The sequence below is a fragment of the Sanguibacter sp. Z6_81 genome (genome assembly GCF_057180625.1).
In genome coordinates this window covers 250235-273979 of record NZ_JBXUFV010000004.1, presented here as the reverse complement: position 1 = coordinate 273979, position 23745 = coordinate 250235, and the positions used below count along the sequence as shown (strand labels likewise).

Genomic DNA, 23745 nt, shown 5'->3' with positions numbered 1-23745 from the left:
GGTCATTCAATCACCGCCCGCTGACACCCCCGGATGCTGCGCCGGAGTGCGCTCCCTACACTCGGGAAGGTCCTCAGGCACGACCAGCCCCAGGGAGACCCGACATGAACGACCTCGCCGTGCAGCAGCTCGCCGTCGTGACAGGAGCGTCCAGCGGGATCGGGCTGGAGATGGTCAAGCAGCTCGTCGACGCACACTTCGACGTCCTCGCCTGCGCGGAGGACGCCGAGCTGGAGACAGCGATCGCCCCCCTCGTCGCCGCGGGAGCGCCGATCGAGACCGTGCGGGCAGACCTCGCGACGCCCGCGGGCCTCGACACGCTCGTCGCAGCGATCGGCGGGCGCCCGGTGGACGCCCTCCTGCTCAACGCCGGGGTCGGCGTCGGAGGCCCGTTCGTCGAGACCCCGCTCGAGGAGGACCTGCGCCTCATCCAGCTCGACGTCGTCTCCGTCGTCAGCCTGACCAAGCGCCTCCTGCCCGCGATGGTGGCGCGTGGCACCGGGCGGATCCTCATGACCGCCTCGGTCGCGAGCCTCATGCCGGGCCCTTACTACGCGACCTACGCGGCGTCGAAGGCATTCGTCCTCAGCTTCTCGCAGGCGATCCGGTACGAGCTCAAGGACACGGGCGTCACGGTCACCGCACTGCTCCCAGGCCCGACGGACACCGAGTTCTTCGAGCGGGCCCACATGGAGCAGACGCCCGTCGGCAAGCAACCGAAGGACGACCCCGCGAAGGTCGCCCACGAGGCTATCGAGGGCATGCTCGCCGGCGACCACGAGGTGTCGACCGCGTCGCTCAAGACCAAGGCCCAGACGGCGATGGGCAAGGTGCTGCCCGACAAGGCGAAGGCCGCGGTGCACGCGGCGTTCACGAAGCCGCTCGACGGCGACCCGACGTAGACGTCGCCGGGCAGCGCCGGCCCGCCGACGTCAGCTCGTCGGGCGGTCCCCGGAGTGGCCCGACTTCTCGGCAGCCAGCTCCGCCAGCGCGCTGTACGGGGCGGGCCGCGATGCCCCGCCGCCGGGGTTCGGGCCGTCCGCCGGCCGGGCGGCGGCTCGCGGTCGGGGCGGCGGGGTGGCCTGCCCGCGGTGGATGCTCGTCGTGAGGTCGAGGATGTCGTCGACGTTGGTGGCCAGCCGGTGGACGCCGACGACGAGCGCGACGAACGAGAGCGCCGAGAGCAGGAAGCCCAGGATGAACACCGGGCCGAGCGTGGCGATCACTCCCTCGTCGTAACCCTTCGACTCCGGGGGGAACAGCCCTCCCAGTGCCATGAAGAAGCTACCCGCCACATTGAGGATCAGCCCAGCGACAAGCGGACCAGAAGACCGTTTCACGACACTCCCTCGATCGCCACCACTTCCGGGAGCGAAGGTACACCACAGGAATCAGGCCACGCCGAGGTACGCGTCCTTGATCGCCGGGTCGGCGAGCAGCTCCTTGCCGCCGCCGGTCCGCACGACAGCGCCCGTCTCGAGCACGTACGCGCGGTCCGACCGCGACAGGGCCTGCTGCGCGTTCTGCTCCACGAGCAGCACCGTCGTGCCCTGCTTGTTGATCTCGCTGATGATGCGGAAGATCTGCTGGATGATCATGGGCGCCAGACCCATGGACGGCTCGTCGAGCAGCAGCAGGCGTGGCCGGGCCATGAGCGCCCGACCGATCGCGAGCATCTGCTGCTCGCCACCGGACATCGTTCCGCCCACCTGGTTGCGGCGCTCCTTGAGCCGCGGGAAGAAGGTGAAGACCCGGTCGACCGTCTCGTCGTGCTCTGCCTTCGTGTCGAACGTCCGCGCGAAGCACCCCATCTCGAGGTTCTCCATGACGGTCATCCCCGCGAACACACCACGGCCCTCGGGCGCCTGGACGATGCCCCGCTCCACCCGCAGGTGCGGTTTGAGGCGCGTGATGTCCTCGCCGTCGAACACGATGCTCCCGCGCGCGAGCGGGCGGATCCCCGAGATGGCGCGCATCGTCGTCGTCTTGCCGGCGCCGTTCGCACCGATGAGCGTGACGAGCTCTCCCGACTCCACGGTGAGCGACAGCCCGTGGAGCGCCTCGATCCGGCCGTAGGCGACGGTCATGTCCGTGATCTCAAGCAGTGGCATCGTCAGGCACTCCCAGGTAGGCGGCGATGACCGCGGGGTCGTTCGTCACGTCAGCGGGGGTCCCCTGCGCGATGACCTTGCCGAACTCCAGGACGACGATCCGGTCCGTCACCCCTCGCACGAGGCGCATGTCGTGCTCGATGAGCAGCACGGTGTACCCGTCGTCGCGGATCTGCTGGATGAGACCCACGAGGGCCTCCTTCTCTGCGGGGTTGAACCCCGCAGCGGGCTCGTCGAGGCACAGGAGCTTGGGTTCCGTGGCCAGCGCCCGCGCGATCTCCAGGCGCCGCTGGTCCCCGTAGGACAGGTTGCGTGCCTTCTCGGTCGCACGGCCGCCCACCCCGACGAACTCCAGCAGCGCCATCGCCCGGTCGATGCCCTCGCGCTCCTCGCGGCGGTGCCGGGGCGTGCGGAACACCGCGCCCGGCACCGACGTCGAGTGCCGGGCGTCCGTCCCGACGACGACGTTCTCCAGCGCCGTCATCTCGTTGAACAACCGGATGTTCTGGAACGTCCGGGCGATCCCCGTGCGGGTGATCTGGTAGCGCTTCTTGCGGCCGACCGGCTCCCCGTCGAACACCACGGAGCCCGACGTCGGGCGGTAGACGCCGGTCATGGCGTTGAAGCACGTCGTCTTGCCGGCCCCGTTGGGACCGATGAGCCCGAGGATCTCCCCCCGGCGGATGTCGAACGTCACGTCGTCGACGGCCGTGAGACCACCGAACTGCACGGTGACGCCCTCCATCCGCAGCAACGGCTCCCCCGCGGCCGCGTGCACCTCGCGCGTCGGTGCGACCTTCTCCGCGACGACGGTGGGATCAGCCAGCTCGGGCTGGACGTCCGCGACGTCCACGATGACCGGCTCGTCGATCCCCCCTCCGGGCATGTCCGCCTCGCGCGGACCCGAGGTGAGGTTCTTCTCCGTCCCGCGAAACGGCTCGCCGTGCTCCGCGCCGGCACCCACGCCGCCCGGGTCGTGGCTGCTCATGACTGCTCCTCGGTCGCTCGGATGGTGCGGCGGGCAGAGACGTAGAGCTGGCGTCCGTAGGTGAGGAGCTTCTGCCGCACCGGCAGCAGGCCCTGCGGCCGGAACACCATGAGCACCATGAGCGCGAGCCCGAAGAAGAGATACCGGAGCTCGGCGATCTCGGTGCCGTTGATGGGGATGCCGAACAGCTCGGTCCGTCCGAGGAAGAAGTTCGGCAGGTACACGATGAGGAACGCGCCGAGGATCACCCCGAGCTTGTTGCCCTGCCCGCCGAGGACGACGGCGCACAGGAACAGCACCGAGTTGATGACGTTGAAGTTCGTGGGGTTCACGAACTGCACCTGGCCCGCGTACAGGGCACCGGACATCCCACCGATGCCGGCGCCGATGACGAACGCCCACAGCTTGAACCGGAAGGTCGGTACACCCATGATCTCCGCGGCGTCCTCGTCCTCCCGGATGGCCACCCACGAGCGCCCGACACGTGACCGCTCGAGGTTCCCGACGAACAGCAGCACGACGACGATGAGCACGAGGCTCAGCCAGTACCACCACACGCCCGAGTTGAGGGTGCCGGACCCGCTGCCCGCGGAGAACACCCCGTTGACGTTGGTCTCGCTCACCCCCACGCGGGGGTAGGCCACCTGCGAGAGTCCACGGCCGCCACCCGTGACGTCGTCGAGGTTGTCGGCGAGCAGCCGGACGATCTCGCCGAAGCCGAGCGTGACGATCGCCAGGTAGTCCCCCCGCAGACGGAGCGTCGGCGACCCGATGACCAGCCCGGACAACGCCGTGACGGCCATCGCGAGCGGCAGCGCCGCGAGCCACGCCCAGTCCTGGGACAACCAGCCGCCCTCGACCGTCTGGTTCCACGGGCTCTTCGGGCTCGTGAGGATCGCGACGGTGTACGCCCCGATCGCGTAGAACCCGATGTAGCCCAGGTCGAGCAGGCCGGCCTGCCCCACCACGACGTTGAGACCGATCGCGATGAGCGCGTACATGCCGAACTGCGCCATGACGGCACCGAAGTTCGTCCCCACGGTGGTGAGCACCGGGAGGTTGAGGATCGGCAGCAGCGCGACGAACACGAGGAACGGGATCCCCACGAGCCACTGGGTGGGGCGCGCGAGCGCGTCCCACCACAGACGGAACCTGTCGCCCACACCTGCGTGGGGGCGCATGTGGGTGCTCGCGCCCACCTCCTCGGACGTCGTCCCTGGCCCCGTCATGCGCGTGCCCTTCCGAGTGATTCCCCGAGGATCCCCGTGGGACGGAACATGAGGACGAGGATGAGCAGCGCGAACGCCACGACATCCCGCCACTCCGTGCCGAACAGCACCTGGCCGTAGTTCTCCATGACGCCGAGCAGCAGTCCGCCGAGCAGAGCTCCGCGAAGGTTGCCGATTCCGCCGAGCACCGCGGCGCAGAACGCCTTGATCCCGAGGATGAACCCGCCCGAATAGATGATGCCGTTCGGCACGCGCAGCGTGTACAGCAGGGCTGCGGCACCGGCGAGGATGCCGCCGATGAGGAACGTCAGCCCGATGATCCGCTCACGGGACACACCCATGAGCGTCGCCGTCACCGGGTCCTGCGCCACCGCCCTGATCCCTCGACCGAACTTCGTCCGGTTGATGAACAGGTCGGCGGCGAGGGCCAGCAGCAGCGCGGAGAGCACGATGATGATCGCCACGTTCGTGACGTTCGCGCTCCCGATCGTGAACTGCACCTCGGGCTGGACGAGCCGGATCGGTTGCTGCGCGTTCACCCCGCCCAGGGAGTTGCCGGTGAGCCGAGGGAGCACGAAGTGCACGAACTCCTGAAGCACGAACGACGCACCGATCGCCGTGATGAGGAAGACCAGCGGCGCCGCGTTGCGTGCCCGCAGCGGCCGGTATGCGACCCGTTCCAGACCGAGCGCCACTCCCCCGGAGATGACCATCCCACCGATCATGGCCGCAGCCAGATACGCGATGGTCATCGGTATGCCGAGGTTGTAGGCGTTCCCGCTGGGACCGAAGCCGAGGAGCATGAGGGCCGCGTACTGGCCGACCATGCCGAGCATGAACACCTCGGAGTGGGCGAAGTTGATGAGCCGGAGCACCCCGTAGACCAGGGTGTAGCCGACAGCCACCAGCGCATACACCGACCCGTAGGTCAGTCCGTCCACCGTCAGTGCCCAGAAGTTGCGACCCAGTCCCGCGACGTCGAACCCGATGAGGGAATCCGCCACGACCATGGTGTCGACGAGGGCTACCGTCATCGAGTGCACTACTCGACGTTGTAGATCCAGATGAGCGCCTCGCTCAGCTCACCCGTGTCGTCCCACGAGTACTCGCGGGCGAGGCCTGCACCCTCGTAGGTGCTGACGAACTCGAGCATGCCTGCACGGTCGGTGATGCCGGAGTCGATCCCGGCGAGCATGATCGTCATGAGGTCGTAGCCCTCGGTGGAGTAGACGCCGGGCGCCTGGCCGGAGCTGGCCTCGTACTCGGCGGCGAACTCCTCGGGCGCGGGGCCGCAGGGGCACGACAGGATGGCGCCCTCGGCAGCAGAGCCTGCCTGGGTGACGAACTGCGGGTCGTTGGTCCCGTCCGCGGAGACGAACGGGATGTCGACGCCGGCGTCGCGCAGCTGCTGTGCGAACGGCGCGCCCTCGGCGTAGTAGCCCGCGTAGAAGACCGCGTCCGCCTCGGCGCCGCTGATGACCTGGACGGCCGCGGCGAAGTCCTTGTCCCCGGTCTTCACGTCCGCGGAGCAGGACTCGTCTGCAGCGTCCCCGAGCCCGGCCGTGATCTGCTCGGCGAGCCCGATCCCGTAGTCGGAGTTGTCCGCCACGACGCACACGGTCTCGTACCCGAGGGTGTCGACGAGGTACTTGGCGACGGCCGGACCCTGGATCGCGTCGTTGGCGAGCCCGCGGTAGAAGGTCGACCACCCCTGGGTCGTGAGGTCCGGGTTCGTGGCCGAGGCCGACAGCGACAGGAGCCCGGCCTGGTTGAAGATCGCGCCCGTCGCGTTGGTCTCACCCGAGAACGCCGGGCCGAGGAGGCCGATGACGCTGGCGTCTCCGACGATCTGCGGCGCTACCTGGGTGGCCTTCTGCGGGTCGCCCTCGGTGTCGAACTCCTTGAGCGTCACCTGGCAGTCCGGGTTGGCCGCGTTGTGCTTGTCGAGCGCCACCTGCGCACCGAGGAGGATGTTCTGGCCGAGGGCCGCGTTCGCGCCGGTGAGGGCGCCGGCCATGGCGATCGCGACACCGTCGCAGGTCGCGGTGCCGTCGCCGGCCGGGTCGACCGGGTCGGTCGCCTCGCCCGCCGGTACCTCGGCACCCGTGACGTCGATCTGGACAGCGGGGACGATCGCGAGGTCGGCCGCAGACGAGCTGCTGCCACCGCTGCTCTCCGTGTCGGTGGACCCGTCCGTGGACTTGGAACTGCAGCCGGTGATGGCGAGAGCGGCGGTGACCGCGAGCGCGAGCCCGGTGGATGTGCGGCGTGCGAACGAACGCATCGATAAACCTCCAACGTGGGAGCCTGCGTCCGGGATCCCGGACTGCAGCGCCGTGGAACGGGAAGTGGTACCTCCCGCGGTGCCCGAAGCCTCCCATCGGTCCGTTGCCGCGAGATTTGTCACATGTTACGCACGCATTTCCCTCCGTAGGCATAACCGCCTATCCAGACTTTCGCGACGTGTCGCTGCGCTCTGCCGTCGCGCCGCTCCAGAACTCGTCGAGCACCTGCGCTGTCGCCCCCGGGTTCTCCTCCCCGGGACAGTGCCCGGCGTCGGGGATCACCCGGTACTCGGCCGCGAGCGTGGTGGCCATCGCACGCTGCCACGCCTGCGGCCAGGCGGCGTCGGTGGCGCCGTGGGCAACGAGGCACCGCAGCCCGGTCGCGGCCAGCCCGGGCGTCCGGTCCGTGGGGTCCCAGAGGATCTCGACGATGCCCCGCAGGCTGTCCGTGGACGTCCGCTCGGCGCGTTCGCGGCGGTACGCGTCGTACGGCTCGAGCCGTGCGGGGTCGAACGCGGCGAGCCGGACGTTGTCCTTCTCCCACAACCCCAGCGACCCGCGGTCGTCGAGCACCCGCAGGCGCTCGGCCCGGCCGAGACCCCAACCGCGGGGGCCGGAGCACAGCAGGACGACGTCGCTGAACGCCTCGGGCGCAGCGGTCGCGGCTGCGCGGGCGACGAGCCCGCCGAAGCTGTGCCCGAGCAGGTGCACCGGTTCGCTCCCGCCGACGATGCGCGCCACCTCGACGGCGTCCGTCGCGAAGTCGTCGAGGTGGTAGCTGCTCGTCCCCTGGGGTGCGACGGAGTCCGCCTGGCCGCGTTGGCTGTAGGCCCACACGTCCCACCCCCGAGCGGCGAGCAGCGGCATCGTCGGTGCGAAGTCCTCCTTCGAGCCGGTGAAGCCCGGGACGAGGAGGGCCGTGCCGCGGACGGGTGCGCCAGCGGGCGGCGCGGCGTGCAGAGCGGTGAGTGGACCGACGCGCGCGTCGACGACGACGGCGTCGACGCCCGGCGGGAGGGAGATCGGACCGAAGGGGCGTCCGGGACGGATGTGTTCAGCAGGCATGCGCCTCACTGTAGGACCGCGGTCGTCGCGGTGGCGGGCCTGCGGGAGACTGGGGCCATGACGTTCTCCGACGCGCTGTCGCTGGTGATCGACCCCTCCGCCGCGGCCCCCCCGTACGAGCAGATCCGCAGCCAGGTGGAGGAGCACGTGGACTCCGGACGCCTGCGCGCGGGCGACCGGTTGCCCACCGTCCGAGCGCTGGCCGAGCGGCTCGGTGTCGCACCGGGGACGGTGGCCCGGGCGTACCGGGAGCTGGAGAGCGCCGGCATCGTCGAGACGCGGGGACGCGCCGGGACCGTCGTGTCCGCGTCCGCGGTCCGGCTGGAGACCCTCGTGGCGCACGCCGCCGCGGACCTCGTGGCGCGGCTACGCGACGCCGGGGCGTCCGACGCCGAGATCCATGACGCTGTGCGGGCCGCGCTCCGACCCTGACCCGGACACCTGCGCGCCGACGGCGCCGAGGTCCGGGAACGTCTCGTGCACCCACGCGTGCACCGCCTCGAAGTAGGCGCTGCGCGCGGGCTCCGCGGAGAGCGCGAGGTCGTGGATCCCGTCCCTGACCTGGACGACCGTGACGTCGCGCCCGAGCGCGGGCGCCCGCGCGACGATCTGCTCGACGTCGAGCACCGCGTCGACCCGGTGGAGGTCGGGGTTGTCCGCACGGTTGGGCCCGCTGCGCGCTGAGCAGCACACGAGGACCGGGCAGTCGAGGTCGAGACCCTGCGCCAGGCGCGCGTGCCCCGCCCGGACAGCACGCAACCACCCGGTGAGGATCGCGAAGCCGCCCGGGGGCTTGAGGTCGCGGTCGTAGTCCCACTCCCCACCGGACTCGAGGTGGAGCGACGTCGAGTACGCGGACGGGCCGTGCTGCACGACGACGTGCGGCAGCCGCTGACCCGCCAGCTGGAGCGCGCGCGTCGTGACGACCCGGTCGAACCATGGCCGGTTGAGGTCGAACCACGGGCTGTTGAGCAGCAGCCCGTCGACCGTGGCGCGCCCCGTCGCACTGTGCGCCCAGAGCGACACGAGCAACCCGCCGGTGGAGTGGCCCATGACGAGCAGGCGGGTGTACCCGAGCTCGTCGCGGATGATCGCGGTCGCCGCCGCGAGCTCTTCCCCGTACTCCCGCAGGTCCAGGCAGAAGTTGGGCCGCTGGTGGTCGAGCAGGGACCGCCCGTAGCCGTGGAGGTCGAGAGCGAAGAAGTCCATCCCGTCGGCCTCGAGCTCGTCCGCGAGGTGCGTCTGGAAGAAGTAGTCGATGAAGCCGTGCACGTAGAGGACCGCGGTCCTCTCGTGGTCGACCGTGCCCGGCTCTGAGACCCCGGTCGGGACGCGCGACGCCACGAGGGTCGCGATCCGCTCCCCCTGCCGGTCGGGCCGCAGGGGGATCGTGCGCGCCACCCAGTCCCCACCGAGGAGGTCGGGCACCCAGGCGTCGCTCACGCGGTGCGTCCCGCGGCCGAGCCGCCGGCCGCTCCCACTCCCGCGCGCTGCGCCGCATCCGCGGGCAGCACGCGCCCGTCCCGCACGTCGTCCACCCGGACGGGCAGGAGGAGCGCGAGCCCCAACGCGAGGACGACGACGAGCCCGAGCACGCCCCAGTGCTGGGCGCCGAAGACGGTGATCGACAGGGCGAAGGCAGCCGGCGCGAGGAAGCTCGCCGCGCGTCCCGTCGTCGCGTAGAGCCCGAACATCTCGCCCTCCCGGCCCGCCGGGGTGAGCCGGGCGAGCATCGCGCGGGAGGCCGACTGGGCCGGCCCGACGAACACGCACAGGAGCAGCCCGAACACCCAGAACACGCCCTGGCCGCCGTCGTGCAGCACGAGGACGACGAGGGCGGAGGCGATCATCGCGACGAGCGAGAAGACGATCACCGGCTTCCCGCCGATGCGGTCCTCCACGGCCCCGGCGACGATCGTCGCGAGGCCGGCGACGACGTTCGCAGCGATCGCGAAGACGATGACACCGCTCGCGGTGAAGCCGAACGTCACGGACGCGATGACCGCCCCGAACGTGAACACGCCGGCGAGACCGTCGCGGAAGACTGCGCTCGCCAGGAGGAACCACACGGTGCGCCGGTCGACGCGCCACAGCTCGGCGACCGTCGCGAAGAGTGCGCGGTAGGACTGCGCGATCGTCCGGCGCGGGACGCGGGGAGCCGGCGGGAGCTCGGGGACGGCGCGCAGCACCGGGACGGCGAACACCGCGAACCACAGGGCGGCGACGAGGACGCTCACCCGGACGTCCAACCCGTCCTCCCCCGTGACGCCGAACCACCCCACGTCGGGGTTGATGAAACCGACGAAGAGGATGAGGAGCAGCACGATCCCGCCGAGGTAGCCCGCGCCCCACCCGATGCCGCTCACCCGGCCGAGGGTGGCGGGGGTCGAGACCTGGCGGATCATCGCGTTGTAGCCCACGGACGCGAGCTCGAAGAAGATGTTGCCGAGCCCGAGCAGGGCGATCCCGAGGATGAGGTTCTGGTCGAGCGCCCCGGGGTCCGGGGTGACGAGGAACATCGCGCACATGAGCGTCACGACGACAGCCGTGTTGATGCCGAGCCACCGCTTGCGGCGGCCGGCGGCGTCCGACCGGGACCCGAGCACCGGTGCCATGAGCGCGATGAGCAGGCCCGCGGCCGCCAGTCCCCACCCGAGCCACGACGAGTGGTCGGCGAGCACCCCGTCGAGCACGGTCTGGGCGACGGAGTCGTCCCCCGCCGTCGACGCGGTCTTCACGACGACCGGGTCGACGAACGCGTCGCTCGTGATCCACCGGGTGAAGACGAAGGTGGTGACGACCGCGTTGAAGGACGCCGACCCCCAGTCCCACAGGGCCCACGAGAGAACCGCTCGACGGTCGGGGCGGACGGCACGGCTCAGGCGGGAGTCATCGTCGACGGCGGTCACGGTCAACAGTGTGGACGACCACCAGGGTTTTGTCTCGACACCTGGCGGCTCGCGCTACAGCGAGATGCCTACGAGCACGGGCTCGGGCACGAGCTCGATCCCGAAGGTCTGCACGACACCGTCGCGCACGCTGCGTGCCAGCCGCACGACGTCGCTCGCGGTCGCCGCGCCGCGGTTCGTCAGCGCGAGCGTGTGCTTGGTCGACAGCGTCGCGAGGCTGTCCGGCCCGTCGACGCCGTAGCCCTTGCTGAAGCCCGCGTGCTCGATGAGCCAGGCGGCGGAGGTCTTGACAAGGCTCTCGTCGATCGCACCGAGGCTCGGGCCGGTCGTGGTCGTCGGGGTGGCCGACCGCACGGGGTACCGCGGCGCGCCGTCCGGCAGGGAGTCGGCGAGCTCGACCGGCACGACCGGGTTCGTGAAGAAGGAGCCGGCGCTCCAGCGGTCGTGGTCGGGGTAGTCCGGCGAGGACGGGTCGTCGAGGAGCATGCCCTTGCGCCCGCGCAGCTCGAGGACCGCGGCCCGCACGTCGGCGCTCTGCGCACGTGCCCCGACCGCGACGTCGAGCCGGCGCGCGAGCTCGGGGTAGGCGATGGGCGCCGAGAGCGTCCCGAGGCGCAGCTGGAAGCTCACGTCGAGCACGACGTACCGGGGTGTGGGGTACCAGGGCGCCCGGGGGTCCGGGTCCGCGGCCGAGCCCGCCGTGGCCGGCGCGTCGAGGCCAGCCGTGGGCAGGAGCTGTGTCGACCGCTTGAGCATCGAGGTGCGGTACCCGAACTCGAGGTCCACGAGCGACAGCGTGCGGACCCGGTTGCGCGCCCGGTCCCACACCCGCGCGGTGGCGATGGCCCCGGAGACCTCCTGGCCGTAGGCCCCGATGTTCTGCACGGGTGCTGCACCGACGGTGCCAGGGATCCCGGAGAGCGCCTCCAGCCCCACCCAGCCGTTGTCGATCGCCTCGGCGACGAGGTCGTCCATCGGGTGCCCCGCGGGGGCCGTGATGTTCGCACCTCCGCAGGCGTCGGCGCCGTCGACCGTCGTGCCGGTCCGTAGATCGCGCACGACCACGCCCCCGAACCCCTCGTCCGCGACGAGGAGGTTGGAGCCACCGCCGAGGACGAGCAGCGGCGTCCCGGCGTCGTCGGCCGAGCGGATGACGTCGATGAGCTCCGCCTCCGTGCTCGTCTCGACGTACACGTCGATCTCCCCACCCACGCGCAGCGTCGTGAGGTCCGCGAACGTGGGTTCGATGAGCGGGTCGGTCGCCTGGTCGGCCGGTGTGGTCACCCTGTCAGCCTAGTTCGCGCTCCGCCGCACCGCGTTCGACCGGGTGCGTCCCGGGGTCGTCGGCATCAGCGTCCCCGTCGGCGCCCGCGCGCTCAGCGGCGACGTGCGCCACGAGGAGCCCGAGGAGCACCGGCACGGCGATGGCAAGCAGCGCCTGCCGGTAGCCGATGTGCTCCGCGAGCTCCCCGAGGACAGGTGGCCCTGCGAAGAACGCCGTGTAGCCGATGGTCGAGACGACCGAGAGCCGGCCGGCGGCCCGCGCCGGGTCGTCGCTCGCTGCGCTCATGCCGACGGGGAACCCGAGCGCGGCCCCGAGTCCCCACAGGACGATCCCGACGAACGCGAGCGGGACCCAGGGAGCGAGGCCGAACACGACGAGGCCGAGGAGCGCGAGCGCCGCGGACACCCGGAGGACGAAGACCCGTCCGCGGGCGTCGAGGAGCCTGGTCCCCAGCAACCGCATCCCGGTCATGGCGGTGAGGAAGACGATGAGCGCGACCGCTCCTGTCGTGTGCGAGGCACCGAGGTCGTCGACGACGGCGAGGCTCAACCAGTCGTTGGCCGCACCCTCGGTCAGCGCGGCGGCGAGGACGACAAGCCCGATGAACAGGGTCCGCGGCTCGAGCCAGGCGGCGAAGGGGTTGGGCTTGCGGACCGTCGTCTCGTGCGGCGCCGGCACCACCGTGTGTGCATCGGGCAGCATGAAGCGCACGGCGACGAGGACGAGGACGAGGGAGAGGCCGGTCGCCACGACGAGGTGGGGAACGAGTCCGACGCCGAGCCAGGACGCGAGCGCACCCACGCCGGCGCCCGCCATCGTCCCGAAGGAGAAGCTCGCGTGGAAGCGCGGCATGATCGAGTGGCCGAGCCGCTGCTCGACCGCAGCGCCCTCGAGATTCATCGCCGCGTCCCAGACCCCGAGGCCGACGCCGGAGAGGAACAGGCCGATGCCGGCCGCGACGACGGATCCGTCGGCCACGCCCCAGACCGCGGTGACGTACCCGACGACGTTGACCGCGGCGAACACCCCGACGGCCGTGGGTGCGCCGAAGCGCTGGACGATCCAGCCGGACAGCGGCAACGCGATGATCGACCCGACCGCCCCGACGAGGAGCAGCCGTCCCATCTGTGTCGGCTCGAACCCGAGGAGGTCGCGGACGAGCGGGATCCGTGACGCCCAGTTGGCGAAGTTGAAGCCGCTGAGGAAGAAGACCGCGTAGACGGCCTTGGTGGCAGCGCGGATCACGGCAGCGCTGTCTGCGGGGCGGGTGGCGGGACGGGCTGCGCCGCTCTTGTCGATGGTCACGCGTCGATCATCTCTTCTCCGGTGGTCCGGGCGCGGGGCGTCCGGCCCGGTGCCGCGGTCGTAGCCACGTGCTTGGACAGGATCACGCTCGCGGCCATCGCCACGAGGATGAGGGTCAGGGCGTGCCGCGCGCCGACGGACTCGGCGACGAGGCCGAGGAGCGGCGGAGCGGCGAGCTGCGCGAGCGAGGCGAAGGCTGAGACGACCGACACCCGCGCGGCGGCGCGCAACGGGTCGTCCGACGCGGCCCCGAGGCCCAACGGGACGGCGAGGGCGGCACCCATCCCCCACAGGACCACGCCGACCCCGGCGACGGCGAGGTTCGGCCCGAACCCGAAGAGCAGCAGACCGACGATGGACACGAGACCCGAGGCGCGCAGGACGGTGACCCGACCGTGCCGGTCGATGAGGCGCGTGCCGAAGAGCCGCACGAGGGTCATGGACGTGACGAACACACCGAACATGAACGCACCGGTCGCCTCCGACTCGCCGAAGTCGTCGACGACGGCGATGGGCAGCCAGTTGTTGGCCGACCCCTCGGACAGCGCCGCGGAGAGGATGACGATCCCGATGAAGATCGTCCGCGGCTCTCGCCATGCGCTGAGCGCGGAACCGAGCCGGGCCCGGCGTGCACCGACGGCAGCGCGCACACCCAGGGTGCCCGGCTCGGGCTGCACGACTCCGGCCCGGATCTCCGCCTTGCGCACGCGCGCGGTGCGCGCGCGGGTCGACCGGTCCCAGCGCTCCCCGGGAGAGAGGGCGGTGTCGAGGATGATGTGCGGGACCGAGACCAGGCGCCAGACGGTGAGGATGACCCCGGTCGCGGTGAACTGGACGAGGAGGGGCACGTCGAGCAACGCGCAGCCCGCCCCGACGAGCGACCCGAGCACGGCCCCGATGGAGAACGCCGCGTGGAACTGCGGCATGACGGCTCTGCCCATGCGCCGCTCGATCGCGGCGGACTCGACGTTCTGCGGCACGTTGGTGAGTGCGACGGAGGCGCCGTTGAGGAAGATCCCGACGGCGAGCACGGGCACGGACCCGATGGTCGGGCCGAGCCCTTCGAGGAAGAACGCGACGAGCACCCCGAACGCGGCGACGGTGAGGACCGCTCGTCCTCCGAACCGTATGACGAGCGCCCCGGCGACCGTGACGGTCAGCAGTGACCCGACGGCGCCGGAGAGGAGGACGACCCCCAGCTCGGAGGTGCTGAGGTCGAGGGCGGCCCGGACCGAGGGCAACCGGGCGAGCCAGCTGGAGATACCCATGCCGAGCGCGAGGAAGAGCCCGAGCAGCGCGATGCGCGCGCGCCGGAGCTGCGGGTCGGGGATCGATGCCTTGATAGCCGTGCCTCTCGCTTCGAATCGATTCGATCCCTCTTCGCGATGCAACGTCGAATCGTTTCGAGGTGAAGTCTCGATTGTCCGGTACGCTGGCGGCGTCCGTCAAACGTGCACGGGATGAAGAGTGGGGTAACGGTTCTGTCCGCTTCCAAGCCGACGCTCGCGAGCGTCGCCCACGCCGCAGGCGTCTCGCTGTCGACCGCCTCGCTCGCCTTCTCCGCCTCTGGGCCGATCGCCGACAAGACCCGCGAGAAGGTCCTCGCCGCCGCCGCCGACCTCGGTTACCGCGGCCCCAACCCGCTCGGCCGCCAGCTGCGCTCCGGGCGCTCAGGCATCGTCGGCGTCGTCATCGGCGACAAGCTCAGGCGCAGCTTCCGGGACCCTGTCTCGATCCAGGTGCTCGACGGACTCGTGAGCACCCTCGGTTCCCTCGGCCTCGGCGTCCTCCTCATCCCCGGCGCTGCCGCCGACGGGGGGGAACGCGTGGTCGACCCGCTCATCGAGAGCGCCGGGATGGACGTCGCCGTCCTCATCTGGGGGGTCCACCGCGCCGACCCCACCCTCGACGCGCTCGTCCGACGTGGCGTGCCGGTCGTCGTGGGCGAGGGCCGGCGGGTCGAGGGCGCACCGCTCGTCGCGATCGACGACCGTGCGGGGACCGCAGAGCTCGTCCGGCACCTCGTCGATCTCGGTCACGAGCGGTTCGCCGTCGTCGCCCTGCCGTTCGGCGCGACCCGGCGCGGCGGCGAGATCGAGCTCGACGACCCCGAGGACATCGACTGGACGCCGACCCGGCAGCGGATGCTCGGCGTCCTCGACGCCGGCGTCCAGCCGGTCGTGTACTGGGAGACGGAGGCATCGCTCGTCGAGCACGGGCGGGAAGCTGCCCGGAACCTGCTGTCACCCGAGCGCTACCCCGACCCGGCACGCCGCCCGACCGCGATCGTCGCGCAGTCCGACCTGCTGGCGGCGGGCGCCGTGCTCGGCGCCCGCGAGCTGGGTCTGCGGGTGCCGGAAGACGTCTCGATCGCCGGGTTCGACGGGATCGACCTGCCCTGGCTGGGCACCGACGTCCTCACGACCGTGCGCCAACCGCTCGCCGAGAAGGGCGCGGCGCTCGCCCGCGCGGTGGCGGGCCAGCTCGCGGGAGAGGAGCCGGGCGTCACCGTCCTCGACGTCGAGCTCGTCATCGGCACCACGACGGGGCCCCCGCCCGCCTGACGGAGCAGGTGCGCCGGGCACCCGCGCCCACGGACGCACGCGCCCATGACAGGCGCCGCGACCACGAGAGGCACCGCAGCTACAGGGCGACGACCGCCTGGGACTTGCCGAGCACCCGCGCACCCGCGAAGGTCACGGTGAGGTCGATGCGGACGCGCCGCTGCTCGAGGTCGATCTGCCCGACGACCCCGGTGACCTCGATCGTCGCGACGCCCGGGTCGGGGACGGGCACGGGACGCGTGAACCGCGCCTGGTAGTCCACGACGGCGCCCGGGTCACCTGCCCAGTCCTCGACGAGCGCGACCGCGGCACCCATGGTGAACATCCCGTGGGCGATGACACCGGGCAGACCGACGCTCTCGGCGACCCGCTCGTTCCAGTGGATGGGGTTGAAGTCGCCGCTCGCACCGGCGTACCGCACGAGGCGAGCACGGTCGACGTCGATCGACCGCGTGCCGACGCTCGTGCCCACGGTCAACGACGCGAGGTCAGGGCGTGCCGCTGCGGTCATACGTCAGCTCCCCGGACGGCCAGGGTGGAGGTGACGGTCGCAACAGGCTCGGTCGACGGGGCCGACCCGTCGCCGGCTCCGGTCAGCGCGGAGATGTCGCAGCGCGTGGTGATCATGGCCAGGCCTGCCCGCTCTGTGATCGACGCGACGGTCAGGACGGTGACGAGCTCGTCACCCGCGTGGATCGGCCGGTGGTGGACGAACCGCTCGTCGGCGTGGACCACCCGCGTGAAGTCGACACGGGCCTCAGGGTCCTCGATGTACTGCGCCTCGGCGCGCTGCGCAACCACCACGGCGAACGTCGGGGGCGCGATGATGTCCGGATACCCCACACCCCGCGCAGAGGCCACGTCGTGGTGCGCGGGGTGTGTGGATCCGACAGCGTCGGCGAACTCCCTGATCTTCTCGCGCCCGACGGAGTACGGCGCGTTCGCCGGGTACTCGCGCCCGACGTAGTCGAGGTTGACCGAGGAGGATGTCATCGCTGCGCGACTGCGACCGCGAAGGTCAGCGGGTCTCGCGGTGCGCGTTGTGCTTGCCGCAGCGCGGGCAGAACTTCGACAGCTCGAGGCGGTCGGGGTCGTTGCGGCGGTTCTTCTTCGTGATGTAGTTCCGCTCCTTGCACTCCACGCATGCCAGAGTGATCTTGGGGCGAACGTCTTGGCTCTTGCTTGCCACGGTCTTGCCACCTCTCGCGCCGCCGGGGGCGCAACGTGCTTCGTTGTCGCGCACCGCCGGCCGGCACGCGTTGTCTTCCGTACTGGTAGCGGGGGCGGGGCTCGAACCCGCGACCTCACGATTATGAGCCGTGCGCTCTGACCAACTGAGCTACCCCGCCGCAGCGCTGGTGAGAACCTCCGGCGCGGGAACAATATTCCCACGCCGGACGGTCACACACCAACAGAGCCCCCGATGGGAATCGGACCCATGACCTCAGTCTTACCAAGACTGCGCTCTACCACTGAGCTACGGGGGCAGCGCGGAAAACTGTACATGCTCACTCGGGCTGAATGAAATCGGCCCGGGAGAGCCCCGCACACGTCGTCTCCGGCCAGACACACGACTGCGGTCCCGCCCCGCAGGGTGGGACCGCAGTCGTGGTGCTGGTGGCAGCTGAGGGATTCGAACCCCCGTAGCATGACGCGGCTGATTTACAGTCAGCTCCCTTTGGCCGCTCGGGCAAGCTGCCTGGCCAGATGCCCCCCGGACGTCGCGGCAGCGTGAACCACCTCGGCGAACTGCGGGAGCGTGCCAACAATACAAGAGGTGGCCCGTGGGCGGAAATCGGCTGCGATGTGGGCGAGGATGTGCAGGTGACCAGCCCCGCTCCCCGAGCGACCGCCGAGCGCACCGACGCGACCGCACGCACCCGGCAAGGACTCCTCCTCGGGGTCGGCACCTATGCGATGTGGGGCGTCCTGCCCCTCTACTTCCCGCTCCTGCAACCCGCTGGCGCGCTCGAGATCATCGCGCACCGCGTGGTGTGGAGCCTCCTCTTCTGCCTCCTGCTGCTCTCCGTCCTGGGCCAGCTCGGCGCCTACGTCACCGTCCTGCGCTCACGGCGCCTCGTCTCCACGCTCGCTCTCGCGGCCGTGCTCGTCGCGGTCAACTGGATCCTCTACGTCGTCGGCGTGACGACGGGGCAGGTGGTCGACACCGCGCTCGGGTACTTCATCAACCCGCTCGTCACGGTCCTGCTGGCCGTGCTCGTGCTGTCCGAGAAGCTGCGCCCCGCCCAGTGGGTCGCCCTCGGGTTCGGCGTCGCTGCCGTGCTCGTCATCAGCCTCGGGATGGGCCGGGTCCCGTGGATATCGCTCGGGATCGCCGGCAGCTTCGGCGTGTACGGCCTCATCAAGAACCGCGTCGGTCGTGACGTCACGGCGGTACCTGGTCTCGCTGTCGAGACGACGATCCTGTTCCCTGTGGCTCTCGGCTATCTCGTGTGGTTGTCGGTCCAGGGCGAGAGCACGTTCGGGCAGGAGGGCCTCGGCCACGCGCTGCTCCTGGCCTCCGCCGGGATCGTCACCGCGCTGCCGCTGCTCACGTTCGGGGCGGCGGCCCGGCTCCTGCCCCTGCGCGTCGTGGGGATGCTCCAGTACATCGCACCCGTCATGCAGTTCTCGTTCGGCGTCCTGGTCTTCCACGAAGCGATGCCGGCCGCCCGCTGGGCGGGCTTCGGGCTCGTCTGGGTCGCTCTCGTGATCCTCACGGCCGACGCCCTCAACACGATGCGCATCGGGCGCCTCGCCGAGCGGCGCTGAACGCCCTCCGTCACCCACGAGGTATCCGATACCGTGGGACTCAACCCCCCACGTCACCGACACCAGGAGCTGCGCCATGGCCGACTCATCGATGGACATCGTCAGCAAGGTCGACCGCCAGGAGGTCGACAACGCGCTCAACCAGGCGGTCAAGGAGATCGGCCAGCGGTACGACTTCAAGAACATCGGGGCGTCGATCGCCTGGAGCGGCGACAAGATCGTCATGATCGCCAACTCCGAGGAGCGCGTCCTGGCGATCCTCGACGTCTTCCAGACGAAGCTCATCAAGCGGGGCGTCTCGCTGAAGTTCTTCGACACCGGGGAGAACGAGCCCAAGCTGTCCGGCAAGGAGTACCGGCTCGAGGGCGTGCTCAAGGAGGGCCTCGCCGGGGAGAACGCCAAGAAGGTCACGAAGATCATCCGCGAGGAGGGCCCCAAGGGCGTCAAGACCCAGATCACGGGTGACGAGGTCCGCGCCACGAGCAAGTCCCGCGACGACCTCCAGGCCGTCCAGGCGCTCCTCAAGGGGGCCGATCTCGACTTCGCGGTGCAGTTCACCAACTACCGGTGAGCACCGCTCCCCGCGTCGTCGCGACCGATCTCGACGGGACCCTGCTGCGGTCCGACGGGACGCTCTCGTCCCGCAGCCGTCGGATCCTCACAGCGCTCGAGGAGCACGGCGTCCACGTCGTGTTCGTCACCGCGCGACCCCCGCGGTGGCTCGACTGGCTCTCCGACGCGGTGGGCGGCCACGGCGTCGTGATCGGCCTCAACGGCGCGTGCGTGTACGACGTCGGCCGGCGTGAGGTCACGCACGCGGACGGGTTCGACGCCGACGTGCTCGCCAGCATCGTCGCGGACCTGCGGGCAGAGCTCCCGGGCGTCGCACTGGGCAGCGAGGGCCCGGCCGGCCCCGTCCTGGAACGCCGCTTCGTCTCCGACCACCCCGTCCCGCCCGGCTGCGTCCGCGACGAGGTGGGATCGCCCGGGGCCGGGCCTGTCGGCAAGCTTCTCGCCCAGCTCACGGGCAGCCGGCCGGCGGAGTTCTTCGCGACGGTCGAGCGGGTCGTCGGCGACCGCGCGCACCTCGCCTACTCCGGCGCCGCCGGCCTTGCGGAGCTCACGGCACGGGGCGTGACCAAGGCCGCGGCCCTCGAGCGCTGGTGCCGGGACCGTGACGTCAGCGCCGCGCAGGTGTGGGCCTTCGGGGACATGCCCAACGACCTCCCGATGCTCGAGTGGGCAGGTCGCTCCTTCGCCGTGTCGACGGCGGACCCGCGCGTCCTGGGCGCCGTCGACGAGGTCGTCGCGAGCAACGACGACGACGGTGTGGCGCAGGCGCTCGAGGCCCTTCTGCCATGACGGCTGCCGGGCACACGCCCGGACGACGGCCGCCGCCGAAGGATCAGTACCGGGTGACCGGTCCCCCGGTGCCAGCCATCTTCTCGAGCCGCGCGATCCGGTCGGCCATCGGCGGGTGGGTGGCGAACAGCTGGCCCGCCCCAGCCCCGCGGAACGGGTTGGCGATCATGAGGTGCGAGACGTCGGCGAGCTCTGGCTTCGCGGGGAGCGGCAGCTGACGGGTCCCGGCGTCGAGCTTGCGCAGCGCGGAGGCGAGGGCGAGCGGGTCGCCCGTGAGCCTCGCACCGTCCTCGTCCGCGTCGAACTCACGCGTCCGGGAGATGGCGAGCTGGACGAGGGCTGCCGCGATGGGGGCGAGCACCGCCATGACGAGCGCGGCGAGCGGGTTGCTGCCCCGGTCCCGGCCCCCGCCGAAGAACATGAGGAACTGCGCGAGCCCGGTGATGAGACCAGCGAACGCCGCGGCGACGGACGACGTGAGGATGTCCCGGTTGTAGACGTGCATGAGCTCGTGCCCCAGCACCCCGCGGAGCTCACGCTCGTCGAGGACGCGGAGGATCCCCTCCGTGCAGCAGACCGCAGCGTTGCGGGGGTTGCGGCCCGTGGCGAAAGCGTTCGGTGCGGGGGTCGGTGAGACGTAGAGCCGGGGCATGGGCTGTCGTGCGGCCGTCGACAGCTCGCGGACGATCCGGTACATCTGGGGCTGCTCGATCTCGCTGACCGGGCGGGCGCGCATGGCGCGGATCGCGATCTTGTCCGAGTTCCAGTAGCTGTACGCGGTGCTGATGAGCCCGATGCCGCAGAACACGAGCAAGGACGTCCCGCTGCCCTGTCCGACGAGGGCCCACATGCCGAGCAGGAACGCCCACAGGAGCCCGAAGAGCCCCGCCGTCTTGAGCCCGTTGAGATAGGTCCGTCCCACGCGCATCCCCTCCCCCCGTCTGCTGCGCCACGTGCCCGCACCGGACCACCGCCTGCGGCGCATGGCTACCTGGTTCAACGAACAGGCCCCCACGACTGTTCCCGGGAACAGTCGTGGGGGCCCGTGGGTCTGCTGGGTCAGCGCGGGGCGGACACCGTCCCGAGCGCGATCTCGATCATCTCGTCGCGCGAGACGACCTTGATGCGCTCACGCCCGTTCGCCGCACCCAGGCCGCGCTCGTGGGCGTCGAGCAGCTCCCACCCGGTCCACTCGATGTACCGCACGCCCCGCTCGCGCAGGAAGTCGGTGATGGCCTCGGGTTCCGGGTGCGTCGCGGACGCGAACCCGGGCTGCGACGCGCTGTCCGCGACGAGGTTGCGGATCGTCTCCGACGCGTCGGACTTCGTGTGCCCGATGAGACCCACCGGGCCACGCTTGATCCAGCCCGTGCAGTAGACCCCGGGCACCTGCTGGCCGTCGATGTCGATGACCCGACCCTCGACGTTCGGGATGACGCCCTTGCGGTCGTCGAACGGGATCTCCGGCAACGCGGACCCGAAGTAGCCGACGGCGCGGTAGACGGCCTGCACGGGCCACTCGTGGAACTCTCCGGTGCCAGAGACGGTGCCGTCCCCGTTGAGCTTCGTCCGCTCCGTGCGCAGGGCGTCGACCTTGCCGTCGCCGTCGGCGTCGACGATCTCCGCGGGCGCGTGGAGGAAGTGCAGGTGCAGGCGGCGTGAGGCGGTGAACGTCGACGGGTCGTTGAGCGTCCAGTCGGTGAGCGTCTTGACGATCTGCTTCGTCTGGTTGGACGAGTTGATCGCGGCGATGGAGCCGTCGTCGAACTCGAAGTCCTCGGGGTAGACGATGACGTCGACGTCGGGCACGTGGCCGAGCTCGCGGAGCTCGAGCGGCGAGAACTTCGCCTGCGCCGGGCCGCGTCGGGCGAACACGTGCACGTCGGTGACCGGTGAGGCCTTGAGACCCTCGTAGACGTTCTGCGGGATCTCGGTGACGAGCAGGTCGTCGGCGTGCTTGGCGAGCACCCGCGCGACGTCGAGGGCGACGTTGCCCGCGCCGATGACGGCGACGGACCTCGCTTCGAGCGGCCACGTGGTGGGCACGTACGGGTGGCCGTCGTACCAGGACACGAAGTCTGCGGCACCGTAGGAGCCGTCGAGCTCGACACCCGGGACGGCGAGCGTCGCGTCGGTGAACGCACCGGTCGAGAAGATCACCGCGTCGTAGAACTCGCGGAGCTCCTCGAGCTTGATGTCCATGCCGTACTCGACGTTGGACAGGAGGCGGATGTCGCCGCGCTCGAGCACCTTGTGCAGGGCGGTGATGATCTGCTTGATGCGCGGGTGGTCGGGTGCCACGCCGTAGCGCACGAGGCCGAACGGCGCGGGCAGGCGCTCGAACAGGTCGATGGACACGTCGAGATCCGTCTTGGAGAGGATGTCAGCGGCGTAGATGCCAGCCGGACCCGCCCCGACGATGGCTACGCGCAGTTGACGGTCAGTGCTCACGGAAATTCGCGCCTTCCGGTTGGGATCCCGAGGTTTCTCGGTGGGGTGTCGTGTCGTCAAAGATGACGCCCGAGATCACCAGATTCGCAAACATCTCGCCTACTGGATATCCCATCTCGCGATGTGGACACGGGTCGTTCGCACAGCGAACCTTCCGGCGCGCTAATCGACCCTGAGGCTGTCCTGGATCGCCCTGATCTCGGCGAATGCGTCGTCCACCTGGTCCCCGGCGCAGGTCCCCGTGATCTGCACCACATCGACGACGGGCCCGTTCGTCAGCACGGCCATGCGGAGAGCCTGGACGAGGGTCCGGCCGGCGCCGTCGGCGAAGTACCCCTCGACGCGCAGGCCGCTCACCCCCAGCATCTCGCACGCCTCCTCCCGCAGCGTCTCGGTGAACCGCGGCAGCGCGGCGAGCCGGGCCTCGACCTCCGACCGTGCGTCGGCGACGGTGTGGCCCGCACCCGCGCGCTGCACGGTCACGAGCACGTTCGGGCGGAACTGACCGGCCGCGACCTCCTTCGCCGCAGCCAGCGGCAGCCCCACACCAGCGAGCGCGACCCACCCGGAGGGGCACGCCATGGCGAGGGCCGGCGCGGCAGGGAACGCCTCGCTGGGGAACCGCAGCACCGCCTCAGTCATCGGACTCGACATCGAGGAGCGGGAGGTCGGCGTTCGTCACGAGCCGGGAGGTGACGGCGTACTCGACGAGGCGCGCCCGTCGGTTCGTCGCGAGCTGCTTGGGGCCGCCGCGCAGTCCCTTGACCCCCATGCGGTCCAGCTTGTCGCAGACGTTGTCGAGCTTGCGGTTGAACCGGGTGGTGGCCCACCCCAGCCGCTTCGCCGCCTCCGCGGTCGACGGGATCTCGCTGAGCCCCGCGCCGTCCCGCTTGAGCATCGGCTCGCAGAGCGCGACGATGAGCTGCTTCTGGCTCGTGGTGAAGGAGATGACTCCGATCGTCGTCTCCCCCTCGAGGGACTCGTCGGTGAGAACCTCCTCGTACGGGGATCCCTCGAGGTGGGCGACGATCTCGTACGTCGTCGGCCCCGCGGTGAAGACGATCGTCGTCGTCTTGAAGACGATGGGCAGCCGGTTGCCGGGCGAGAGCCAGGACTGGACGCCTCCGCTCGCGTCGCAGATCGTCGCCGAGATGAGCGACCCGACGTTCGCGAGCCACCAGATCCCGTCCGTGTAGCTGATCCGCAGGAACCGTCGGTGCAGATAGGGGTTGTCGTCCACCGAGAGGTCGGCCTCGCGGCCGACGTCGAACGGCTCGTCCAGGGCGGGCCGGAACCACTCGCCGCAGTACTCGATCGCCAGCTCGGTCTCGGTCATCGCCACCACTCCTTCATCGTGCCTGCCCGGGTGGAGCGAGCCGCGGCGATGCCACGGTGCGTCGATGACGACGTCCTCACGAC

The 23745-nt window shown here is 70.7% G+C and carries 25 protein-coding genes and 3 tRNA genes; 6 read left to right on the top strand and 22 right to left on the bottom strand.

The genetic code is table 11. The annotated features are described in order from the left end of the window. The first annotated feature begins 104 nt into the window (after window positions 1-104). Window positions 105-902, top strand: a complete 798-nt coding sequence (locus AC2AXK_RS12210) for an SDR family NAD(P)-dependent oxidoreductase (protein ID WP_484345647.1) — start codon at window positions 105-107, stop codon at window positions 900-902. A 30-nt stretch (window positions 903-932) separates the two neighbouring features. Here the strand turns inward: AC2AXK_RS12210 and AC2AXK_RS12205 are convergent, their stop codons facing one another. The 7 genes from AC2AXK_RS12205 to AC2AXK_RS12175 all read right to left on the bottom strand — a co-directional run bounded on the left by AC2AXK_RS12205 (window position 933) and on the right by AC2AXK_RS12175 (window position 7678). Beyond that, window positions 933-1295 (bottom strand): hypothetical protein, encoded by a 363-nt coding sequence (locus AC2AXK_RS12205; RefSeq protein WP_484345646.1) that lies wholly within the window; start codon window positions 1293-1295, stop codon window positions 933-935. Window positions 1296-1391: 96 nt separating this feature from the next. Further along, a complete protein-coding gene (locus tag AC2AXK_RS12200; RefSeq protein ID WP_484345645.1) occupies window positions 1392-2111 on the bottom strand; it encodes an ABC transporter ATP-binding protein in 720 nt (239 codons plus the stop codon). After that, the gene (locus AC2AXK_RS12195; RefSeq protein ID WP_484345644.1) at window positions 2098-3099 is read right to left on the bottom strand and encodes an ABC transporter ATP-binding protein; all 1002 of its coding nucleotides are present in this window, start codon (window positions 3097-3099) and stop codon (window positions 2098-2100) included. Before AC2AXK_RS12195 ends, AC2AXK_RS12200 begins: the two co-directional genes overlap by 14 nt. Further along, window positions 3096-4328, bottom strand: a complete 1233-nt coding sequence (locus tag AC2AXK_RS12190) for a branched-chain amino acid ABC transporter permease (protein ID WP_484345643.1) — start codon at window positions 4326-4328, stop codon at window positions 3096-3098. The genes AC2AXK_RS12195 and AC2AXK_RS12190 overlap by 4 nt, the downstream gene beginning before the upstream one ends. Continuing rightward, a complete protein-coding gene (locus AC2AXK_RS12185; RefSeq protein WP_484345642.1) occupies window positions 4325-5362 on the bottom strand; it encodes a branched-chain amino acid ABC transporter permease in 1038 nt (345 codons plus the stop codon). Before AC2AXK_RS12185 ends, AC2AXK_RS12190 begins: the two co-directional genes overlap by 4 nt. An 8-nt stretch (window positions 5363-5370) precedes the next feature. Beyond that, on the bottom strand, window positions 5371-6612 hold the full coding sequence (locus tag AC2AXK_RS12180; RefSeq protein WP_484345641.1) for a branched-chain amino acid ABC transporter substrate-binding protein: 1242 nt from the start codon (window positions 6610-6612) through the stop codon (window positions 5371-5373). Window positions 6613-6772: 160 nt separating this feature from the next. Beyond that, entirely contained in the window at window positions 6773-7678 is a 906-nt protein-coding gene (locus AC2AXK_RS12175; RefSeq protein WP_484345640.1) for an alpha/beta fold hydrolase, read from the bottom strand. Between the two features lie 57 nt (window positions 7679-7735). Here AC2AXK_RS12175 and AC2AXK_RS12170 point away from each other — a divergent pair, with 57 nt between their 5' ends. Next, window positions 7736-8110: a GntR family transcriptional regulator gene (locus AC2AXK_RS12170; RefSeq protein WP_484345639.1), complete on the top strand. Its 375-nt coding sequence runs from the start codon at window positions 7736-7738 to the stop codon at window positions 8108-8110. Here the strand turns inward: AC2AXK_RS12170 and AC2AXK_RS12165 are convergent. Genes AC2AXK_RS12165 through AC2AXK_RS12145 form a run of 5 tightly spaced genes read right to left on the bottom strand, consistent with a single transcriptional unit; the run spans window position 8045 to window position 14568 of the window. Beyond that, entirely contained in the window at window positions 8045-9121 is a 1077-nt protein-coding gene (locus tag AC2AXK_RS12165) for an alpha/beta hydrolase (RefSeq protein ID WP_484345638.1), read from the bottom strand. The genes AC2AXK_RS12170 and AC2AXK_RS12165 overlap by 66 nt on opposite strands. Continuing rightward, window positions 9118-10593 (bottom strand): MFS transporter, encoded by a 1476-nt coding sequence (locus tag AC2AXK_RS12160; RefSeq protein ID WP_484345637.1) that lies wholly within the window; start codon window positions 10591-10593, stop codon window positions 9118-9120. The genes AC2AXK_RS12165 and AC2AXK_RS12160 overlap by 4 nt, the downstream gene beginning before the upstream one ends. A gap of 48 nt (window positions 10594-10641) precedes the next feature. Further along, window positions 10642-11871, bottom strand: a complete 1230-nt coding sequence (locus AC2AXK_RS12155; RefSeq protein ID WP_484345636.1) for a UDP-N-acetylmuramate dehydrogenase — start codon at window positions 11869-11871, stop codon at window positions 10642-10644. A 4-nt stretch (window positions 11872-11875) separates the two neighbouring features. Continuing rightward, window positions 11876-13177 (bottom strand): MFS transporter, encoded by a 1302-nt coding sequence (locus AC2AXK_RS12150; RefSeq protein ID WP_484345635.1) that lies wholly within the window; start codon window positions 13175-13177, stop codon window positions 11876-11878. Further along, on the bottom strand, window positions 13174-14568 hold the full coding sequence (locus tag AC2AXK_RS12145; protein WP_484345634.1) for an MFS transporter: 1395 nt from the start codon (window positions 14566-14568) through the stop codon (window positions 13174-13176). The genes AC2AXK_RS12150 and AC2AXK_RS12145 overlap by 4 nt, the downstream gene beginning before the upstream one ends. A gap of 69 nt (window positions 14569-14637) precedes the next feature. Here AC2AXK_RS12145 and AC2AXK_RS12140 point away from each other — a divergent pair, with 69 nt between their 5' ends. Continuing rightward, window positions 14638-15741, top strand: coding sequence for a LacI family DNA-binding transcriptional regulator (locus AC2AXK_RS12140; protein ID WP_484345633.1), 1104 nt, complete (start codon window positions 14638-14640; stop codon window positions 15739-15741). A 79-nt stretch (window positions 15742-15820) separates the two neighbouring features. Here the strand turns inward: AC2AXK_RS12140 and AC2AXK_RS12135 are convergent, their stop codons facing one another. From AC2AXK_RS12135 to AC2AXK_RS12110, 6 genes are all read right to left on the bottom strand, one after another. Further along, on the bottom strand, window positions 15821-16252 hold the full coding sequence (locus tag AC2AXK_RS12135; protein WP_484345632.1) for a MaoC family dehydratase: 432 nt from the start codon (window positions 16250-16252) through the stop codon (window positions 15821-15823). Then, entirely contained in the window at window positions 16249-16734 is a 486-nt protein-coding gene (locus AC2AXK_RS12130; RefSeq protein ID WP_484345631.1) for an FAS1-like dehydratase domain-containing protein, read from the bottom strand. The genes AC2AXK_RS12135 and AC2AXK_RS12130 overlap by 4 nt, the downstream gene beginning before the upstream one ends. Before the next feature lie 25 nt (window positions 16735-16759). After that, the gene (gene rpmG, locus AC2AXK_RS12125; RefSeq protein WP_484345630.1) at window positions 16760-16930 is read right to left on the bottom strand and encodes a 50S ribosomal protein L33; all 171 of its coding nucleotides are present in this window, start codon (window positions 16928-16930) and stop codon (window positions 16760-16762) included. An 83-nt stretch (window positions 16931-17013) separates the two neighbouring features. Beyond that, window positions 17014-17090: transfer RNA gene (locus AC2AXK_RS12120), tRNA-Met, on the bottom strand. Window positions 17091-17156: 66 nt separating this feature from the next. Beyond that, a tRNA-Thr gene (locus AC2AXK_RS12115) sits at window positions 17157-17228 on the bottom strand. Window positions 17229-17356: 128 nt separating this feature from the next. Further along, window positions 17357-17441: transfer RNA gene (locus AC2AXK_RS12110), tRNA-Tyr, on the bottom strand. 118 nt (window positions 17442-17559) lie between these two features. On the opposite strand from AC2AXK_RS12110, the gene rarD reads away from it, so the two are divergent. The 3 genes from rarD (at window position 17560) to AC2AXK_RS12095 (ending at window position 19875) form a co-directional block, all read left to right on the top strand. Continuing rightward, window positions 17560-18513, top strand: coding sequence for an EamA family transporter RarD (gene rarD, locus AC2AXK_RS12105; protein ID WP_484345629.1), 954 nt, complete (start codon window positions 17560-17562; stop codon window positions 18511-18513). A 76-nt stretch (window positions 18514-18589) separates the two neighbouring features. Further along, window positions 18590-19084: a YajQ family cyclic di-GMP-binding protein gene (locus tag AC2AXK_RS12100; protein WP_484345628.1), complete on the top strand. Its 495-nt coding sequence runs from the start codon at window positions 18590-18592 to the stop codon at window positions 19082-19084. Then, window positions 19081-19875, top strand: coding sequence for an HAD family hydrolase (locus tag AC2AXK_RS12095; RefSeq protein ID WP_484345627.1), 795 nt, complete (start codon window positions 19081-19083; stop codon window positions 19873-19875). The genes AC2AXK_RS12100 and AC2AXK_RS12095 overlap by 4 nt, the downstream gene beginning before the upstream one ends. Window positions 19876-19918: 43 nt before the next feature. Here AC2AXK_RS12095 and htpX read toward each other — a convergent pair whose 3' ends face one another. The 4 genes from htpX to AC2AXK_RS12075 all read right to left on the bottom strand — a co-directional run bounded on the left by htpX (window position 19919) and on the right by AC2AXK_RS12075 (window position 23662). Further along, window positions 19919-20803, bottom strand: coding sequence for a zinc metalloprotease HtpX (gene htpX, locus AC2AXK_RS12090; protein ID WP_484345753.1), 885 nt, complete (start codon window positions 20801-20803; stop codon window positions 19919-19921). 131 nt (window positions 20804-20934) lie between these two features. Then, window positions 20935-22326 (bottom strand): FAD-dependent oxidoreductase, encoded by a 1392-nt coding sequence (locus AC2AXK_RS12085; RefSeq protein ID WP_484345626.1) that lies wholly within the window; start codon window positions 22324-22326, stop codon window positions 20935-20937. Window positions 22327-22488: 162 nt separating this feature from the next. Then, entirely contained in the window at window positions 22489-22968 is a 480-nt protein-coding gene (locus AC2AXK_RS12080) for an LpqN/LpqT family lipoprotein (RefSeq protein ID WP_484345625.1), read from the bottom strand. Continuing rightward, window positions 22961-23662 carry a hypothetical protein gene (locus AC2AXK_RS12075; protein WP_484345624.1) on the bottom strand — a complete coding sequence of 234 codons (702 nt, stop codon included), beginning with the start codon at window positions 23660-23662 and terminating at the stop codon, window positions 22961-22963. Before AC2AXK_RS12075 ends, AC2AXK_RS12080 begins: the two co-directional genes overlap by 8 nt. Between the last annotated feature and the right edge of the window lie 83 nt (window positions 23663-23745).

Excerpts from the sequence above, each read along its gene's own strand:
- AC2AXK_RS12210 (WP_484345647.1), top strand. The coding sequence starts at position 105 with ATGAACGACCTCGCCGTGCAGCAGCTCGCCGTCGTGACAGGAGCGTCC.
- AC2AXK_RS12175 (WP_484345640.1), bottom strand. The coding sequence starts at position 7,678 with ATGCCTGCTGAACACATCCGTCCCGGACGCCCCTTCGGTCCGATCTCC.
- AC2AXK_RS12080 (WP_484345625.1), bottom strand. The coding sequence starts at position 22,968 with ATGACTGAGGCGGTGCTGCGGTTCCCCAGCGAGGCGTTCCCTGCCGCG.
- AC2AXK_RS12185 (WP_484345642.1), bottom strand. The coding sequence starts at position 5,362 with ATGACGGTAGCCCTCGTCGACACCATGGTCGTGGCGGATTCCCTCATC.
- AC2AXK_RS12130 (WP_484345631.1), bottom strand. The coding sequence starts at position 16,734 with ATGACATCCTCCTCGGTCAACCTCGACTACGTCGGGCGCGAGTACCCG.
- AC2AXK_RS12170 (WP_484345639.1), top strand. The coding sequence starts at position 7,736 with ATGACGTTCTCCGACGCGCTGTCGCTGGTGATCGACCCCTCCGCCGCG.
- AC2AXK_RS12075 (WP_484345624.1), bottom strand. The coding sequence starts at position 23,662 with ATGACCGAGACCGAGCTGGCGATCGAGTACTGCGGCGAGTGGTTCCGG.
- AC2AXK_RS12190 (WP_484345643.1), bottom strand. The coding sequence starts at position 4,328 with ATGACGGGGCCAGGGACGACGTCCGAGGAGGTGGGCGCGAGCACCCAC.
- htpX (WP_484345753.1), bottom strand. The coding sequence starts at position 20,803 with ATGCGCGTGGGACGGACCTATCTCAACGGGCTCAAGACGGCGGGGCTC.
- AC2AXK_RS12200 (WP_484345645.1), bottom strand. The coding sequence starts at position 2,111 with ATGCCACTGCTTGAGATCACGGACATGACCGTCGCCTACGGCCGGATC.
- AC2AXK_RS12135 (WP_484345632.1), bottom strand. The coding sequence starts at position 16,252 with ATGACCGCAGCGGCACGCCCTGACCTCGCGTCGTTGACCGTGGGCACG.
- AC2AXK_RS12140 (WP_484345633.1), top strand. The coding sequence starts at position 14,638 with ATGAAGAGTGGGGTAACGGTTCTGTCCGCTTCCAAGCCGACGCTCGCG.
- AC2AXK_RS12180 (WP_484345641.1), bottom strand. The coding sequence starts at position 6,612 with ATGCGTTCGTTCGCACGCCGCACATCCACCGGGCTCGCGCTCGCGGTC.
- AC2AXK_RS12195 (WP_484345644.1), bottom strand. The coding sequence starts at position 3,099 with ATGAGCAGCCACGACCCGGGCGGCGTGGGTGCCGGCGCGGAGCACGGC.
- AC2AXK_RS12100 (WP_484345628.1), top strand. The coding sequence starts at position 18,590 with ATGGCCGACTCATCGATGGACATCGTCAGCAAGGTCGACCGCCAGGAG.